Raw genomic sequence first — 15982 nt, forward strand, 5'->3', positions numbered from 1 at the left:
GTCAAGACTCGTGGATACGTTGGGGAGATGGATATTGCGCAGGTCGTCGGCCGGCCCACAGGCTTACGGCGAATCACTCACGGTCTCGGCGCGCTGGACCAGGAGGTCTTCGACGCGATCGCCGAGTCGCCGACCCCGCTGCTTGACACCGTGATGCCACCGCTGACCCGCGCTGCCGACCACTCCAAACTCTGGTTCGCGATCGCGGCTGCCCTGGCTGCCACGGGTAAGCCGAGCGCGCGGCGCGGCGCGGTGCGTGGGGTGCTCACGCTGGCGGCGACGAGCTTGATCACCAACCAGGGCGCCAAGCGCATCCGGCGACGGCCCCGCCCACTGTTCGACTCCGTGCCACTGGTGCGTCGCACGCGACGCCGACCCACGTCGAACTCGCTTCCGTCCGGGCACTCCGCCAGCGCTGCCGCCTTCGCGGTGGGTGTCGGACTGGAGAGCGCGTCGCTCGGTCTTCCCCTGGCGCTTCTGGCGGGGCTCGTCGGGTTGTCCCGCGTCGCCGTCGGCGCGCATTACCCCGGAGACGTGATCGCCGGATTCGGTCTGGGTGCGGCGGTTGCGGTGCTGGGCGGACGGGTGGTGCCTCCAATGGTGCCGACGAGGCTTCCGACCGCGGATCCGCTGCGAGTGGAAACGCCGCCGCGACCGGAGGGGGAAGGTGTGGTGCTGGTCGTCAATCCCGCGTCTGGCAGCGGGACCGGAGCAGACATTCTCAAAGAAGTCCGAGAGGCGTTGCCACGCGCGGAGATAGTCGAGCTCTCCGGAGACGACGACTTCGCCACCGCCTTGCGCTCGGTGGCTCAGCGCGCCGAGGTTCTGGCGATCGGGGGCGGAGACGGAACGGTGTCGTGCGCGGCGGCGGCGGCCATCGAGGCGGGTGTGCCGCTGGCGGTGTTCCCGGGCGGCACGTTCAACCACTTCGCGAAGGACATCGGTTGCGAGACGGTGGAAAAGACCGTCGACGCGATTCGGCAGGGCAGCGTCGCGTGCGTCGACATGGTGTGTCTGAACGAAAATCAGATGGTGGTCAACACCGCGAGCATCGGTGCGTACCCGGCGTTCGTGCGCACCCGAGAGAAGTACGAACGCAAGATCGGCAAGCCGCTGGCCGGGCTCTACGCGATGTATCACACGTTGCGGCACGAGGATCCGGTCCGCATCCGTTACGACAACAAGACGTTGCAGACGTTCCTGTTCTTCCTCGGCAATTCAGCTTATCTGCCTTCGGGATTCGCGCCGTCGCGGCGGGACCGGATGGACGACGGGCTGATGGACGTCCGGATCCTCGAGACCGGTCACCGGTTCAGCAAGCTGCGCATTCTGGTTGACGTCGCGCTCGGCCGGCTCGTACGCAGCCCGTTCTATCACGAGATGCGGGTCCCCGAGTTCGAGTTCACCGCAGTCGACGGTCCGACGCTGTTGGCGCACGACGGTGAGATCGGAACCGAGTGCGAAACCGCCAGCTTCAGTGTGCGATACCGGGCGCTTCCGGTGTTCCGGCCGCTTCCGTGATCGGCCGCGACGGCCGCACGAGCATGAGGCACAGCACGAAATAGGCGTAACCCAAAGCCCATCCGGCCACGACGTCGGTCGGGTGGTGGACGTTGAGCACCACCCGGCCGACCCCGATCAGGGTGACGATGGCGATGCCCGCCGCGATGAGCCAAGCGCGTGCAGCCGGACGCACGGCGGGCAGAGCGACGGTCAGCAGGGCGAAGACCGCGACCAGCACCCCGAGGGCGTGGCCGGAGGGAAACGATGTTCCCAGCGCGGTGACGAACGCGGTGTCCGGGCGGGGACGGTCGGCGGCTCCCTTCGCGATCTCGGTGACGAGTCCGGCCAGTTCGACGGTGACGATCAGGAATATCGCGATGCGGATCCGGCGGCGCACGAACGCGACGACGATGAGCCCAATGGTCACCACGCGGAACATGCCCGGACCCAGAGCGAGGCAGAAAATATCCCATCCGAGCACCCATCCAGGATGGTCTGCGCCGATCGGGTAGAAGGCGTCGAGCGCAGCGAAATCGATGTCGGCCAACCACGTCCACTGCTGCGCGACACCGACCCATAGCAGGGCATACACCGCGACCGCGGCCAGCGCCGATACCACCAGCCGAGGTGTGTGTGATGCCATCGTCCACCTCTACCACGCGGATCGTTGGGCCGTTAGTGTGACTGCCCATGGCGGTGTTCCTGCGCAAGTTGCTCCGTATCGGCGGTATGCCGGACGAGATGCGGGCCGAGGTGGAGGCCGAGGGTGTGCTCTTCCTCTCCGAGTACATCGCGGTGACCCGACGCTTCAGCGGCAAGATCCCGGGGCGACGGGCGAACGCCAACGTAACGAGTTACGTAGGCTCGCTGGCACTGACAAACCAGCGTGTACTCGCCACGCTGTCGACCGTTCCGAAACTGGCCGGCCGCACCACCGATCAACGCTGGGACGCTACGCAGTCCGGGACCGTCACCGCCGAACTCTCCCCGACGGGTATGAAGATCGATGTCGACATCGCTGCCGTCGATTCCCGCTTCAGCGGCGAACTTTCAATGAATTACAAAGTCGCCATCCCCGAGGATGTGCTCATGCGGATCCCTCGGCGATCGCTGTCCTTCGACGTACCGCCGGAGTACGTGTTCCGCGCCGTAGGGGTGCCGTACCACCCTTAGGCGCTTTGACCGGTAAACCTCCCTGTCAAATCGCCGCCGGCCTGTATCTGTGGGGGCCATACTGGACCAACCATCCTCACCGCCGCGTGATGGGAGAGCGCCGTGGGCGATGAACTGGCCCGGAAGAGGTTCACCGAGCTCAAAGAGCGCGCAGGACAGCGGCTTGTGACGGGGCCGAAACGTGTGTTCATCCCGGACGCTGACCTCGATGCTTTCTGGGCAACGCTGGAGCCTGCGACCATCGATTTCATGATCGGCGAATGGGAAGGCGGTGAATTCGATACCGGTCACCGGGAAAACGGAACGTTGGCCCTCATCAACTGGTTCGGCAAGACCTTCATCTCTGCGACCGACGTGAAACCGCTGGTCTGCCTGGACGAAGACGGCCATAAGTACTCGAACGCCGAGAACGGCGAAGGCAGCCTGTGGATGGAGGAGTTCCGGGGCGAGGTAACCGCCACGATGGTGTTCGACGGACAGCCCGTCCACGACCATTTCAAGAAGATCGACGACCATGCCGTGATGGGCATCCTGAACGGTAAGAACGTACTCGACAACGGCCGCCACGCTTACTTTTATCTCGAACGGGTTCCTTAGAAGGGTGGGGGTTTGTTGCGTTCGGCGACGTAGGGCTGGTTGCAGCGCCGTTCGGCTTCGATTGCCGCAATACGATTCTGCTCACGAGTTCGTGTGCGGCGCGGCATTTTCAGGGTGCGCGCCTCATCGGTGTTGGTGTCGATGGTGGTGTTGATGGCGGCGGGTGCGGTGGGCTGGCACAGGTCGGGGAATAGCAGGCGGCTGCCGGGGTGGGTGGTATAGGTCTGCCCGTGGCGGGAGGTCCACTCGATCCTGCCGTCGCGATACTGGCGGTCGCGGCAGCGCACGAACCACGCCAAGCTTGTTGAGGCGCTGTAGCGCGGTTCGGGCCCGGCATCGCCGGGGTGGATCACCGGTTGACGTTTGGCGGTGGCGGCCAGGGTGCTCGCCAGCAGCGGCGCCCGGCAGCACACCCTTGCCCATCAGATACCCCGGGTCCGTGCCCGCCGGGCCCGCGGACTCGCCCTGGTTCTCCTCGTGTGGCGTGTGCGGTGCTGCGCCGTGCAGTGCGGCGGGGGTGTCGTCGGACAGTGATTCGTGGCGGGCGATGACATGGATGACCACAGCGCTGGGGGTGGCGGTTGCGGCTTCACATTCGGGGCGCCCGCATGCGCAGGTGAGTCGGTCGGCGCCGTGGCCGAGGGCGCCGAGGGCATCGGCGCGGCGTTGCTCGGTGGTACGCGGGTCGTGGTCGCACACTGCGGCGGCCATCGCATCCAGGCGCGCGTCGAGGGCGGCGGTGTCGGCGGCGAACAACCAACCCTCGATCGCGGCAGTGCCCGACCCGTCGGGCGGATCGTGGATCACCACGTCGCGGCCCAGCGCGGCGTTCTCAGTGCGCCGCACCGCGCCCGCGTCGTAGCGGTCCACACAGGTGTCGATGGCGGTGTCGAGTTTGGTCGCCGACAGGATGCCCCAGCGGGGCAGCTCGGTCGCGAGTTCGGCGTCAATCTTGGTCAGTGCGGCCGCATCGCGCACCAGCCGGGTGCGATGGGGTGACCGTGGCCACCATGCGAGACGAGAGCGCGCCGGTGGCGAACACCGCGGCCACCGCGGGCAGGCGCTGGCGCAGATCATCAGCTATTGAGAGTTGGTGGGAGGCCACGCCCAGGGAGACGCCCTGGGCGGCGGCGACCTCGGCGGCCGCGATCGCCCAGTTGTCGATGCACCACTGCTCGCGATCAACCGCCCCGGCCTCCCGGATCAATCGCTCGAGCACATCGGCAGAAGCGGCCAACCGGCGCGCGCACGCGGCGTTTTCCACCCGCGCCCACGCCCCGATCGCGCCCGCACCCCGGGACCGGCCGGCCACCCCCACCAACTCATCGAACATACGAACGAATCTAACGACCACCCCCGACCGCGTTGACCGCAACGACCGGCCACAACCACATCTGTGGACGAACCAGAACTTGGGGACAACTCCGACGGCCGTCGGCCGAACGCCTGTAGATAACGTGCTGAGAGCGAGGTCGTACCGAGCGTGAGGGCCACATAACGAGCGTGAGGTCGAGCGCCATGAGTCAAAGGGTTGCCCGTCCACGCTTCGCAGGTTGAAGTGGAGACGTCGACCGACGAAAGGATGGAACGTGACAGACCGGCGCCGAGACAACGTGCTGATCGTTCACTGGCACGACCTCGGCCGTTATCTCGGCGCCTACGGCCACCACGACGTGTCGAGTCCGCGTCTCGACGAATTCGCCGCCGAAAGCTTTCTGTTCACCCGCGCGCACGCGACTGCGCCGCTCTGCTCGCCATCGCGGGGTTCCTTGTTCACCGGCCGCTACCCCCAGAGCAACGGTCTCGTCGGCCTTGCCCACCACGGCTGGGAATACCGCGCGGGTGTCCGTACACTGCCGCAGATTCTGTCCGAATCAGGTTGGCATACCGCCTTGTTCGGTATGCAACACGAAACCTCATACCCTGCCAGGCTCGGCTTCGATGAGTTCGACGTCTCGAACTCGTACTGTGAATACGTTGTCGGACAGGCGACGCGGTGGCTCACCGACCCGCCGGATAAGCCGTTCCTGTTGACAGCGGGCTTCTTCGAGACGCATCGACCGTACCCGCGCGACAGGTATGAACCAGCCGATGCCACAGGCGTCGACGTCCCCGAGTATCTGCCCGACACCGCGGAAGTCCGGCAGGATCTCGCCGAGTTCTACGGGTCGATCACGGTGGCCGACGCTGCGGTCGGCCGACTGCTCGACACCCTTGAAGCGACCGGCCTCGACCGCACCACATGGGTGGTGTTCATGACCGACCACGGCCCAGCACTCCCCCGCGCCAAGTCGACGCTGTACGACGCGGGCACCGGCATCGCGATGATGCTGCGCCCGCCACGCGACGCGAATGTCCCGCCGAAGGTATACGACGAGTTGTTCAGCGGTGTAGACCTGGTTCCCACACTGCTCGACCTCCTCGGTGTCGAGGTACCGGCCGATGTCGAGGGGCTCTCCCACAAGGCGGCCCTGCTGGCCTCCCCTGAGCCGCCCGTTCGCACCGAGGTGTACACAACGAAGACCTACCACGACTCGTTCGACCCGATCCGCGCGATCCGCACCAAGGAATACAGCTACATCGAGAATTACGCGGCGCGCCCGCTCCTCGATCTACCGTTGGATATCGCCGACAGCGCGCCTGGGCGCATCGTCGCGCCCCTCACCCGAGCGGAGCGACCGCAACGAGAGCTCTACGACCTGCGCGCCGACCCCAACGAGTCAAACAACCTCCTAGTCCGAAACGTCTCGGCCGAAGCAAAGTCCGTCGCCGATGATCTCGCCCTGCTGCTCAACGACTGGCGTGTCAAGACCAACGACGTGATCCCCTCAGATTTCGCGGGCACCCGGATATCGGAGCGCTACACCGAAACATATCTGCGTATCCAACGCCAGCTGCCGAGCCGGTCCGCAATCGCGTCCGAACGCGGCGTCACAGCCGACCACAGCGGCCAATAATTTCGCTCAGCATGAGCGAAACCGCATGTGGTGTCGGATGATTGCCGTGTGGGTAAGCTGCGCGCATGTCAGCTCCGACGGCCTATCTAGTCCTGGCCTCTCAGCGCAGCGGCAGCACGCTGCTTGTGGAGTCCTTGCGCGCGACCGGTGTCGCCGGAGAACCCGGCGAGTTCTTCCAGTACCTACCGAGCACCAGCCAGTCGCCACAGCCCAGGCAGTGGTTCGAGGGTGTGACCGACGAGTCGATCCTGCGCCTCCTCGACCCGATCGACGAGGGCAAACCCGACCTCGCTCCCCCGGAGATCTGGCGCGACTACATCCGCACGGTCGGCCGCACCCCTAACGGCATTTGGGGCGGCAAGCTGATGTGGAACCAGACCCCGCTGCTGCTCGATCGGGCCAGCGGACTGCCCGACCGCTCAGGTACCGGCCTCTTGTCAGCCATCCGCGATGTCATCGGCAGTGACCCGTTCCTCATTCATGTCTTCCGACCTGACGTTGTCTCACAGGCTGTTTCGTTCTGGCGGGCGGTGCAGACCCGGGTGTGGCGTGGCCGACCCGACCCAGCGCGCGATGCCCGCGCCGAATACCACGCGGGAGCGATCGCCCACATCGTCACGATGTTGCGCGCCCAGGAGGAAGGTTGGCGCACTTGGTTCGATGAGGAAGGGGTTGCTCCGATGGAGGTGGCGTATCCGGTGTTGTGGCGCAACCTTTCACAGATCGTCGGCGATGTCCTCGAAGCGCTCGGACAGGACCGACGGCTCGCGCCCGAACCGGTTCTCGAGCGGCAGTCCGATCAACGTTCCGACGCGTGGGTCGACCGGTACCGAGCGGACGCAGAAAAAGACGGGCTTCCCACATGAGGACAACACTCTGCATCGTTGAGCCACGGGACGCTCAGTTCACCTGAGCCACCACGAAAACACGTCGAAACGGGAAGAACGTCGTGCCATCCTTCCGCGACGGATACGCCGCGTCCAGCAGCGGAATCAACTCGTCGCGGAACTCGTCCCACTCGGTGTCGGTGAGCTTACTGCGCACCGGGCGTAGCGCCGTCCCCGCGATCCAGTTCAGCACCGGGTCTTCGCCGGCCAACACGTGTACGTAAGTGGTCTCCCACGCGTCAACCGTGCAACCAGCATCGGCTAGTAGGTCTGCGTACTCGACCGAATTCTTCACCGGTGACTCCCGAAACGGGAAGTCATGCAGCCGTTCTGCCCATCGGTCACGCCGGACGAGTTCTCCCACCGTGCGATGCGACGGTGCGTCGAAGTTCCCCGGTACCTGCATCGCGATCCACGACCGGGGAGGCAACTGTTCGACCCATCTGACGAGTAAGCGGGGATGGTCGGGCAACCAATGCAGGGTGGCATTGCTGATCACGACGTCGGTATCGGGTTTCGGCACCCAATCGCCGACGTCACCGACGTTCGCGTCGATTCCTCTATCCCGCGCAGCCCGCACCATTTCCGGCGAGCTGTCGAACGCCTCTATGCGTGCCTGCGGCCAACGCTGGGCCAACGAGGCCGTCAGATTGCCCGGCCCACAACCCAAATCCGCAACCCGCCGCGGGGCATCGGCTGCGACCCGCGACAACAGGTCGAAGTACGGGCGCCCGCGCTCGTCGGCGAACGCCAGATATGCGTCGGGGTTCCACATGCTGACAGTTTGACACCGCCCAAACGGGATACCATGCGGAAGTGAGCCAAACGGAGGCCAATCCGGTCGATCCGCCGATTCCCGTTCCCGATGTCCCCGGTGCAGATGCCAGCACAGGGCTGCCACGACGCGCCGACCTGACGCTGCGCCAGCGCTTCATCGTCGACTCGTCAGCCGTGGCCGATCTCGCACTGCGCACCGCAATCGCATCGCTGCTCGCGACGACGATGCTGCCGACGCTGGCCGGCGGCCTAAGCCGGTCTCAGTCACGCGCCGAACGCGAACAGCTTCAGTTCTACGCCGACCTGGCCTCGGCCAAGGATCCCACGCAATCGTTTCCCGCGCCCACTTCGCCGCCCCGGGTCGCATCGCGAGCAGCCAACCCGCTGGCCGAATGGATCGCGAAGGGTCAGGTTCAGAACATTCGTTTCGACAGCAGCTTCGAGGCGATCAACCCTGACTTGCGCACCCAGTGCCGCGGATTCGAACGCAACAACGTCGTACACGCCCAGCACTGGCGACACGATGACGGGCCGCACCCCACGCTGTGCCTGATCCATGGATTCATGGGTTCGCCGTATTTGTTCAACGGCTTGTTCTTCTCGCTGCCGTGGTTCTTCCGGTCGGGCTACGACGTCCTGTTGTACACCATGCCCTTTCACGGTCCTCGTGCCGAGAAGGGCTCCCCGTTCAGCGGCTACGGGTTCTTCGCCAACGGGTTCTCGGGCTTCGCCGAGGCGATGGCCCAGGCGGTGCACGACTTCCGTTCGGTCCTTGACTATCTGGAGTTCACCGGCGTCGACCGCATCGCGCTGACCGGCATGTCGCTCGGCGGGTACACATCAGCGCTCATCGCAGCGGTCGACGACCGGATCCAGGCCGTGATCCCCAATGTCCCTGTCGTCGCCCCCGATCAGACGGTGGACGAATGGTTCCCCGCCAACAAAGTCGTGGGACTGCGGAACCTGCTGACGGGCACCGACGCGGAACTCACCGGCGGCGCCACCCTGTTCTCCTCCCCGCTGAACTACGCCCCGCTGGTTCCCAAGGACCGCCGGTTGATCATCACAGGTCTCGGTGACCGGTTGGCGCCGCCGGAACAGGCCGAGATGCTGTGGGAGCACTGGGACCGCTGCGCGTTCCACTGGTTCCCGGGGAACCACATCCTGCATGTCAGCCAGCCCGACTACCTGCGCAGGATGACCCGCTTCATGAAGGGATTCATGTTCGACTGAGTTCGGCCTGGTATCCGGCCGGCCAGTCGATCCGCGCCAGCAGATCGACGGCGACCGGCTTAGCCGGAACGTCCAGCCTGCCCACGGCCTTGGGATCCAACGCCGTCAGCAACGGTCCCTGAACTCCGCGATGCGGTGTCAGACCCGACACGGGCACCCCGCGTACGGGATCGGGTGTGCGGAACGCACACACCGCCGCGACAGTCAGGTGCGCGGCCGAACCACTGAACTCGACGGCCGTCCATGTCTCAGACGATTGAGACCACACCTCGTCGAGACGTTCACCCAACCGCTCGTCGACGGGAATCCCGTAGGCCGAGACGAATCCGCCTTCGTCTCGGACACCGCGCCACTTCTCGCGACCCTTTCCGATCAACGGCGTAACCGCATCGTCGACGGGTGCCGCATCAAGGCCCGCTTCCCGTAGGTGATCGGCGAGGCGACGGCCGGCGATCTCGGCAGTCTCGCGCAGCGGCAGCTCAGGTGAACGTGCCTGCAGAGCAACAAGATTCGACTCGGCATCCAGGGTCAGGCTGATCCACGTGGTACGAACACCATTGGAATCGCGGTTTGTCACGCGAACCTTCTCGCTACGGACGCCGAACCTTTCGACGTAGCCCGCGACCAGCGGCAGCGGCACACCGAATCCCGACGGGTCGTCGACCCGCAACACCACCGTGGCCTGCTTCGGACTCTGCGGCTTCGGCTTGGAGTGGTTGCGGCGAAACACCGCCAACCGCCGACCGATCATGTTTGTGACGAACTGGCCCCGCCACCATGCGAACACGACGACCACCACGGTGACCGCGATCCCGAAGATCCACCAATCCGGGGTCGTCTCCCACGGGTACGCCATTGCCGCCAGGACGACGGCCAACGACGCCAGCGCAATTCGAACGGTCACGATGCCTCCGCTTGGTTGTCTAGGTTCCTCCGCCGGCGGACCGCGACCGCGGCCGTGACGGCTGCGATCAGCGCCAGCACACCGGTTCCCACGAACGCGACCACCTTCGGGGTCTCGTCGGGGGCGGCCGGTCGCGGCGGTGCGGCGACGGGCTGGGGCTCCGGCTCCCCGTTCCCGGCGACGACCGCTGTCACATCCCATGTCAGCGCGGCGACGGGATCGACGAGTCCGGCACCGGTCAGGTTCGATGGTGCTCGCGCCGCACCCTGCGCACCGGCCGTGAGCCGGTCCCTGACCTGTTCGGCGGTCAGCTCGGGAAAACGACTGCGTACCAATGCCGCAACGCCGGATACATACGCGGCCGCGAAACTCGTACCGTTCAGCGGATACAACCGGCCCCGCTCGTCGGGTAGCCCGTTGGCGAGTGCGCCGCCTTCGCCGTTACCCACCGAGACGATATCCTGCCCGGGCGCGGCTATCCCCACCCACGGTCCCGCCATCGTGAAATCCGATGGGCGCCCGGCGCTGTCGAGTGAACCGACCGAAAGCACATACGGCTGCCAGGACGACGGTATCGACACCGACGTCACACCTGCCCAGTTACGAGGGTCCTCCGGGCGGCTGGGATCCGACAGCGGGTTGGACGGACATGCCGACCCCGGGTTCAACCCCATCTTGGTGTTGCCCGCGGCAGCGACGATCACCGCGTCCTTGTCCACGGCGGCATAGCGCAGGGCCGCACCGAGTTCGTTCTGGTCGATGTTCTCCGTTGCGGGCAGGCACGTGACGGCGGAGATATTGATGACCCTCGCACCCAGGTCCGCCGCGCGGACAACCGCACGAGCCAGGGTCGCCACATCGAGTGCGACCTGTGCCGTCGCCGGATTCTCGCCGATCTCGCGCGGGGAGAACCGCGACGACGTCGACCGGATCGCGAGCACGCGAGCACCTGGCGCCACCCCGGAGAATCCGTCGGCCCCCGGCTGTCCCGCGATCAGCCCTGCCACCAGCGTTCCGTGACCATCGCAGTCGCTGAGCCCATCGGTCGACTCGACGAAGTCCCCGCCGGGTTCCACGTTCGGCAGTCGAGGTCCCGGCGTGACGCCGGTGTCGATGACCGCCACGAGTTGTCCGTCGCCGCGGCTGTACTCCCACGCGCCCTCGAGGTTGAGCCGTTTCTGGTTGGTGCTGGGCGCACCGGGGTCGCTACCGGGTAACACACCCGCGCCGACGCACGGCCCGCGTTGCGATTGCAGCTGCACGGGCCCGGCGGCGCCCGACGGAGGCGGCACAGCCGGATCCACCTGAGGTGGCGTCAGCGCCTGTGCGACCGGAGAACTCACCGCCACGACGGCCATCGCCGCCGTAGCTGCGACCACAGTGCGCAACCGGTCGCGCATCACCGATGCCTCATCGATTGAGCACCCAGGCGAACAGTCCGACGAGATAGGCCAGCACCGGGATCAGCGACGCGTCGATACCGGATGCCAGGAACCCGACGATGCGACGCATCGGCAGCGAGTAGGTGTCCGGCGAGGCGACCCGCGGGAACGTCGCGACGATCACCCAGACCACCGTCAAGCCAACGAACGCCAGCAGCGCCCACCATGCCGCTCCGATGCGGTCGTCGACGCTGAACACGACCATGAACGAGATCGCAAGCAGGAAGGGCTGGCTCAGCAGCCATGCCTTGCACGGCGCCGAGTCCCACACGCGGGCCCGCAGCACCGATCCAAGCGCCACCGCGGCCACAACGTACCACGCCCACGGCGAAACTCCTTGCGGTGCAGCTAGTGTGATCGCCCCCGCGGTCGACAGCAGTGCACCGCCTGCGATGAAACCGGTTTGGTGCGAATCGCTGATCCGAACACGGCGCGGCAGATCGGCGAGCACCTTCATCGGGTGCGGCGCCGGGGTCGGGTCACCGGGAGCGGGTATGACCGGCATCGGCAGCCGCGCCCATAGGGCGGAGAGTTGGGCCGCCTGGACGGTGACCACGAGCGCGAGCACCACGAGCAGGGATCCGACGACGAGGTGGTTCAGGTGCCAGATCGTCGCGGCGCCCGCGGTGATCAGTGCACCGGCCCCGACGACGGTGGCCGCTGTGAAGACCGCGATGGCCCGTTGGGCGACAACGATGCTGACGATCGACCAGGCCGTCACGCCCGCGGCGGCGAGCAGCACGTGTGACGGCCCGAAGTCGCCGGGCACTCCGAGCGCGAGAGCCACGGTGATGGGCGCGAGCGCCGTCACGGCTAACGCCGTGCCGAGCCGGGGGGAACGGCCCCAGGTGAGCAGAGCGGCCAGCACCGTGAGCGCCGCCGCACCGCTGGCCACGGCGAGACCGGCGAAGCCACCGATGATTTCGCTGTGCACCGCAGCAAAGACGGTGGCGATCACGATCAGCGTGATCACCGCCGCGGCCGCACCACGCGCGATATGTGCCGCCCCCCACGGCTTCTCGCGGGCGGCGGAGAAGATGACGGCCGCGTCGCCGATGTCCTCGACGATCCGCGGTGCAGGTGGACCGGCCGGAAGCGGTTGCAGCGCCAGCAGATCACCGTCGACGACACCGACGGTGTCCAGCGTCGCGTCGAGGCTGAACGGCGCACCGCCGACCGGCGCCAGCGACAGCACGACCGGGATGGCATCGCCGTACTCCTCGTCGGCGGGCATCGCCATCCGCCGTACTGCGGGCAGGATCTCGCGCAGAGGGAGTTCGGTCGGCAACGCCATGTCCGTGACTCGACCGCCCGCCTCGCCCGCGGCGAGCACCGCGACGCGAACTATCGGCATCGACCGGGACGGGGCCGGGTCCGCCAAAGACGCTGTCGCGCCGCTCAAACTGTCTGCCATTGGTGTTCCGTTCTCTGGTTGGAGTCGAAGTCTCGGGTCAGTTTCAGGTCGGGGAACCACGCCCCGTCGGGCAGCGTTGCGGTGAGCCGCTCGACGGCGGTAGCGATCGCCATCGGCGTGCCGGGCGTGAACGTCGAGACCCATTCGCCGTCGAACGCCTTCGCTGGATGGACGAGCACCCTGCCCTCACGAGTGTCGACGACGCTAACGCCGACATCGGTGCTCACGCGGTGGCCGTCACGGTGGTCGCCGGCCAGGATCTCCACATAGCTGCGGTCCGTCGCGTAGGCCGCTTCGACGACTGCGCGTGCGCTCGGCGGGATGCCAAGGAACTCGATCACGTCGTCCAGCGTCGCGCCGTTGCGCAGCTGCTCATCGGCGCGCGCGCCGATGCGCGCGGGTATCGCGAACTCGTCGAACCTGGCCGGCGGGCGCCCCGACAGGCCCGCGGTCAGGATGGGAACCAACGCTTGCGGATGGTCCACCTCCAACGCGCTGAGCGTCACGAGGCCGTCGCCGCGCAGCGCGACGACGGTGTCGTCGTCACGGCGCGCAACGTGCCCGCGCAGCATCTTGCCCGAGCCGCGCACGAACCGGAGTTCAAGCCAACGCCGGGGCCGGCATGTCGTCGTGACCCATTGCCGGACATGGGGTTCGACGACACCGTCGGTCGTCATCACACCCATCCCGACCAGTTCGGCCGACAACCTGGCTTCGAACTCCGCCCGCTCAGCGTGGTCGCTGTAGGGCGGGGTGATGGCCAGCACCCAGGGGTAGTTGCCGGCCCCCGACGCGTCGGCGACGAACCAGGCCTGCTCCGCGGTCAGCTCGACTGCGTTAACTGCCACCGTCGGTTAGCCACCCCATTTGGCGCCTTCGGCCTGGTCCCGGGCGCTCATCGTCATGGTGTTCTGCTCGTGGGTGGCGGCCATCGCACGGTACGCGCGCACCAGTTCCTCGAGGGCGAGGTTCCACTGCGCCTGCCAAGCCTGATAGGTCGTGCCGGTGTCGCCCTGCCAGGCCCCGGCCAAAGCCGCCTGCTCGCTGGCGATGTCGGCGCCGACGGCCTGCAGGGCGCCCGAATATCCGGCCATCTCACCCGAATGGGCCAGCATCGCCGGGTAGTTGTACATGATCTGAGACATCAGGTTCTCCCTTGTAGGTCTAGGTCAGTTCGAAGTTCAGATACCGGTGTAGGTGCTGGCCGCCGCGGCGTCCTGCGCCACGTAGGTGCCCGCCGCGTCACCCAGGTTGGCCTGCGCGATGTCGAGCAGCATGTTGACCTTCGCGGAAACCTCGAGGAAGCGCGCGTGCGCTGCCTGGAAGGCCGCGGAGGACTCGCCCATGTGGAATGCCTGTGCCGACTGCGCTGCCTGCTCGGCCTGCGCCATGGTGCTACGCATGAGGGCTGCCTTCGCCGAGAACGCGGCCTCGGATGACACGAGCTGCGGGATGTGAGCGTCCAGGAGGCTCATGGATGTTCCTTTCGGATTGTGGTTCGGCGGAATGAGTTTCGGTCAGTTCGGTTCAGTCGTTTTCTCCCCCCTTGTGATCCCAGTCGCTGGGCAACATGGGTTCGGTGGGTCCACCGCCGAAGGAGTCTCCGGCGAGTTCGGTCAGCCCGCTCGCCTCCTCGGCTTCCGACTTGGTCGCAGCACCGGTGAAACCCACTGCGCCCGCGCCCTTTTCCGATGCGGCGACATGCGGACGCCGGACCGTTTCGCGCGGCGGGGCCGCGTCCTCGGGCTCGTCGGGTTCGTAATCCATGTAGGCGTCGGCGTACTGGCGTTGGTGGATCGGCTGCGGCCGCTTGCGACGGGCCTTGCGTTTGGCCAGCGACGATGCGGCGGCAGCGGCGGCGGCCGACGCAGCCATGTCCGATGCGGGCGCCTTCAAGCCGGTGCCCTCGCGGAACGTCGGGGAGACACCTTCTTCGGGATCCGGACCGGCAACCGCATACGGCACCACCGGCGCCGCAGCCGCAGCTGGTGCGGCACCCGCGGGCGCCGCACCGGCGGCCACCGACGCCGCCGGAGCGGCCGGAGCCGCCGGAACCGTCGGTGCCACGGTGGCGACCGGCGGAAGCGATTCCGCTCGCGGCTCGGCGACGGGCCGGATGGGTGCAGGCGCGGGAGCGGGCGCAGGCTCGGATGCGGCGGCCGGAACCGGCTCCGGGGTCTGCGACTGGACGATCAGGCCGATCAACAGTGGCAGCCAGATCGGAGCGCTGAGAATCAACGACCACGTGGCCCACCCGAGCGGCTGCGTGATTGCCTGGTAAAGGACGAACAACAGAATTAGTCCGGACGACGGGTTGAAGAGCCACCCGAAGAAGCCGTTCAGGAAGTCGCTGAGAATGTCCAGGACGTTGCCGAAGAACTGACGCGCGAAGTTCAGGATCGATTCGAAGAAGTCCTCGAAGAACCTCATGATCTCGCGCAGCAGGTCGGCGATGGAGTCGGCGATGTTCCGTGCCCCGCCGGAGTCCGCGGCGGTGGCCGCCGCCCCGGCCTGCATGACGTCGGCAGCGGCGGCTCCCGCCTCGCCCACACCCGGCGCCAGCAGCAGAGGCGCGGGAGGCGTGACCGGCGTGGCCGCCACCGCGGCACCCGACACCGCCTGATAGGTGCCCATCGTCGTTGCGGCCTGGATCCACATCCGGACGTAATCGGCCTCGTTCAAAGCGATCGGAATCGTGTTGATGCCCAGGAAGTTGGTGGCGAGCAATACGGCGTGGGTGGACTTGTTGAGCGCCAGCTCGGCCATCGTCGGCATCGTCGCCACCGCCGTGGTGTACGCCGCGGCCGCGGTCCCGTGCTGCGCAGCCGCGGCCGCGCTGTTCGCGCTGGCCTGTGCCAGCCAGGTGAGGTAGGGCGTATGCGCGGCCGCATACTGGGCGGCGCTCGGGCCTTCCCACGCGCCGCCCTGCACCGAACCGAGAACAGCGGTCAACTCGGCTGCCGCAGAGGAGTATTCAGCCGCCAACGCCTGCCACGCCCCCGCCGCCGCCAGCAGCGAACCCGGGCCGGGTCCGCTGGTCAGCATGGCCGAGTGGACCTCCGGGGGGAGGGCCATCCAGATGGGAGCCGTCACGG

17 protein-coding genes are annotated in these 15982 nt (G+C 66.9%); 6 read left to right on the forward strand and 11 right to left on the reverse strand.

All coding sequences use genetic code 11. The annotated features are described in order from the left end of the window. Positions 1–27 precede the first annotated feature (27 nt). On the forward strand, positions 28–1521 hold the full coding sequence (locus A5790_RS19090; RefSeq protein ID WP_066847716.1) for a bifunctional phosphatase PAP2/diacylglycerol kinase family protein: 1494 nt from the start codon (positions 28–30) through the stop codon (positions 1519–1521). Here A5790_RS19090 and A5790_RS19095 read toward each other — a convergent pair. Continuing rightward, positions 1475–2146: a phosphatase PAP2 family protein gene (locus tag A5790_RS19095; RefSeq protein ID WP_066847718.1), complete on the reverse strand. Its 672-nt coding sequence runs from the start codon at positions 2144–2146 to the stop codon at positions 1475–1477. The two genes, A5790_RS19090 and A5790_RS19095, sit on opposite strands and share 47 nt — an antisense overlap. A gap of 47 nt (positions 2147–2193) precedes the next feature. On the opposite strand from A5790_RS19095, the gene A5790_RS19100 reads away from it, so the two are divergent. Together A5790_RS19100 and A5790_RS19105 are read left to right on the forward strand one after the other, a co-directional pair. After that, positions 2194–2676 carry a hypothetical protein gene (locus A5790_RS19100; RefSeq protein WP_066847720.1) on the forward strand — a complete coding sequence of 161 codons (483 nt, stop codon included), beginning with the start codon at positions 2194–2196 and terminating at the stop codon, positions 2674–2676. A gap of 102 nt (positions 2677–2778) precedes the next feature. Beyond that, positions 2779–3273, forward strand: a complete 495-nt coding sequence (locus A5790_RS19105) for a DUF4334 domain-containing protein (RefSeq protein WP_197696836.1) — start codon at positions 2779–2781, stop codon at positions 3271–3273. Positions 3274–3396: 123 nt separating this feature from the next. Here the strand turns inward: A5790_RS19105 and A5790_RS19110 are convergent, their stop codons facing one another. Both A5790_RS19110 and A5790_RS26410 read right to left on the reverse strand, forming a co-directional pair. Then, positions 3397–4251 carry a DUF222 domain-containing protein gene (locus tag A5790_RS19110; RefSeq protein ID WP_255361659.1) on the reverse strand — a complete coding sequence of 285 codons (855 nt, stop codon included), beginning with the start codon at positions 4249–4251 and terminating at the stop codon, positions 3397–3399. After that, positions 4220–4606 carry a DUF222 domain-containing protein gene (locus A5790_RS26410; protein ID WP_255361660.1) on the reverse strand — a complete coding sequence of 129 codons (387 nt, stop codon included), beginning with the start codon at positions 4604–4606 and terminating at the stop codon, positions 4220–4222. The genes A5790_RS19110 and A5790_RS26410 overlap by 32 nt, the downstream gene beginning before the upstream one ends. A 256-nt stretch (positions 4607–4862) precedes the next feature. Between A5790_RS26410 and A5790_RS19115 the strand changes: the two genes are divergently transcribed. Both A5790_RS19115 and A5790_RS19120 read left to right on the forward strand, forming a co-directional pair. Continuing rightward, on the forward strand, positions 4863–6230 hold the full coding sequence (locus A5790_RS19115) for a sulfatase (protein ID WP_066847722.1): 1368 nt from the start codon (positions 4863–4865) through the stop codon (positions 6228–6230). Between the two features lie 65 nt (positions 6231–6295). After that, positions 6296–7096 (forward strand): Stf0 family sulfotransferase, encoded by an 801-nt coding sequence (locus A5790_RS19120; RefSeq protein ID WP_066847725.1) that lies wholly within the window; start codon positions 6296–6298, stop codon positions 7094–7096. Between the two features lie 34 nt (positions 7097–7130). Here A5790_RS19120 and A5790_RS19125 read toward each other — a convergent pair whose 3' ends face one another. Next, the gene (locus A5790_RS19125) at positions 7131–7892 is read right to left on the reverse strand and encodes a trans-aconitate 2-methyltransferase (protein WP_066847738.1); all 762 of its coding nucleotides are present in this window, start codon (positions 7890–7892) and stop codon (positions 7131–7133) included. A 41-nt stretch (positions 7893–7933) separates the two neighbouring features. On the opposite strand from A5790_RS19125, the gene A5790_RS19130 reads away from it, so the two are divergent. Beyond that, on the forward strand, positions 7934–9127 hold the full coding sequence (locus A5790_RS19130) for a S9 family peptidase (protein ID WP_066847741.1): 1194 nt from the start codon (positions 7934–7936) through the stop codon (positions 9125–9127). Here the strand turns inward: A5790_RS19130 and eccE are convergent. The 7 genes from eccE to A5790_RS19165 are packed head-to-tail and all read right to left on the reverse strand — an operon-like array spanning position 9114 to position 15980. Then, positions 9114–10031 (reverse strand): type VII secretion protein EccE, encoded by a 918-nt coding sequence (gene eccE, locus A5790_RS19135; RefSeq protein ID WP_066847744.1) that lies wholly within the window; start codon positions 10029–10031, stop codon positions 9114–9116. The genes A5790_RS19130 and eccE overlap by 14 nt on opposite strands. Then, positions 10028–11431 carry a type VII secretion-associated serine protease mycosin gene (gene mycP, locus A5790_RS19140; protein WP_066847747.1) on the reverse strand — a complete coding sequence of 468 codons (1404 nt, stop codon included), beginning with the start codon at positions 11429–11431 and terminating at the stop codon, positions 10028–10030. The genes eccE and mycP overlap by 4 nt, the downstream gene beginning before the upstream one ends. 10 nt (positions 11432–11441) lie before the next feature. Beyond that, a complete protein-coding gene (gene eccD / locus A5790_RS19145) occupies positions 11442–12887 on the reverse strand; it encodes a type VII secretion integral membrane protein EccD (RefSeq protein WP_304441293.1) in 1446 nt (481 codons plus the stop codon). Further along, positions 12872–13735 (reverse strand): ESX secretion-associated protein EspG, encoded by an 864-nt coding sequence (locus A5790_RS19150; RefSeq protein ID WP_066847752.1) that lies wholly within the window; start codon positions 13733–13735, stop codon positions 12872–12874. The genes eccD and A5790_RS19150 overlap by 16 nt, the downstream gene beginning before the upstream one ends. Before the next feature lie 6 nt (positions 13736–13741). Beyond that, on the reverse strand, positions 13742–14032 hold the full coding sequence (locus A5790_RS19155) for a WXG100 family type VII secretion target (protein ID WP_066847754.1): 291 nt from the start codon (positions 14030–14032) through the stop codon (positions 13742–13744). A 36-nt stretch (positions 14033–14068) separates the two neighbouring features. Continuing rightward, positions 14069–14362, reverse strand: coding sequence for a type VII secretion system protein EsxG (esxG, locus tag A5790_RS19160; RefSeq protein ID WP_064346865.1), 294 nt, complete (start codon positions 14360–14362; stop codon positions 14069–14071). 52 nt (positions 14363–14414) lie between these two features. Continuing rightward, complete coding sequence (locus tag A5790_RS19165; protein ID WP_156656459.1) at positions 14415–15980, reverse strand: PPE family protein; 1566 nt, start codon at positions 15978–15980, stop codon at positions 14415–14417. Positions 15981–15982 lie beyond the last annotated feature (2 nt).

The sequence above is a fragment of the Mycobacterium sp. 852002-51152_SCH6134967 genome, assembly GCF_001667105.1.
Classification (GTDB): Bacteria; Actinomycetota; Actinomycetes; order Mycobacteriales; family Mycobacteriaceae; genus Mycobacterium; species Mycobacterium neumannii_A.

Excerpts from the sequence above, each read along its gene's own strand:
- A5790_RS19090 (WP_066847716.1), top strand. The coding sequence starts at position 28 with ATGGATATTGCGCAGGTCGTCGGCCGGCCCACAGGCTTACGGCGAATC.
- A5790_RS19095 (WP_066847718.1), bottom strand. The coding sequence starts at position 2,146 with ATGGCATCACACACACCTCGGCTGGTGGTATCGGCGCTGGCCGCGGTC.
- A5790_RS19100 (WP_066847720.1), top strand. The coding sequence starts at position 2,194 with ATGGCGGTGTTCCTGCGCAAGTTGCTCCGTATCGGCGGTATGCCGGAC.
- A5790_RS26410 (WP_255361660.1), bottom strand. The coding sequence starts at position 4,606 with ATGTTCGATGAGTTGGTGGGGGTGGCCGGCCGGTCCCGGGGTGCGGGC.
- A5790_RS19120 (WP_066847725.1), top strand. The coding sequence starts at position 6,296 with ATGTCAGCTCCGACGGCCTATCTAGTCCTGGCCTCTCAGCGCAGCGGC.
- A5790_RS19125 (WP_066847738.1), bottom strand. The coding sequence starts at position 7,892 with ATGTGGAACCCCGACGCATATCTGGCGTTCGCCGACGAGCGCGGGCGC.
- mycP (WP_066847747.1), bottom strand. The coding sequence starts at position 11,431 with ATGCGCGACCGGTTGCGCACTGTGGTCGCAGCTACGGCGGCGATGGCC.
- eccD (WP_304441293.1), bottom strand. The coding sequence starts at position 12,887 with ATGGCAGACAGTTTGAGCGGCGCGACAGCGTCTTTGGCGGACCCGGCC.
- A5790_RS19155 (WP_066847754.1), bottom strand. The coding sequence starts at position 14,032 with ATGTCTCAGATCATGTACAACTACCCGGCGATGCTGGCCCATTCGGGT.
- esxG (WP_064346865.1), bottom strand. The coding sequence starts at position 14,362 with ATGAGCCTCCTGGACGCTCACATCCCGCAGCTCGTGTCATCCGAGGCC.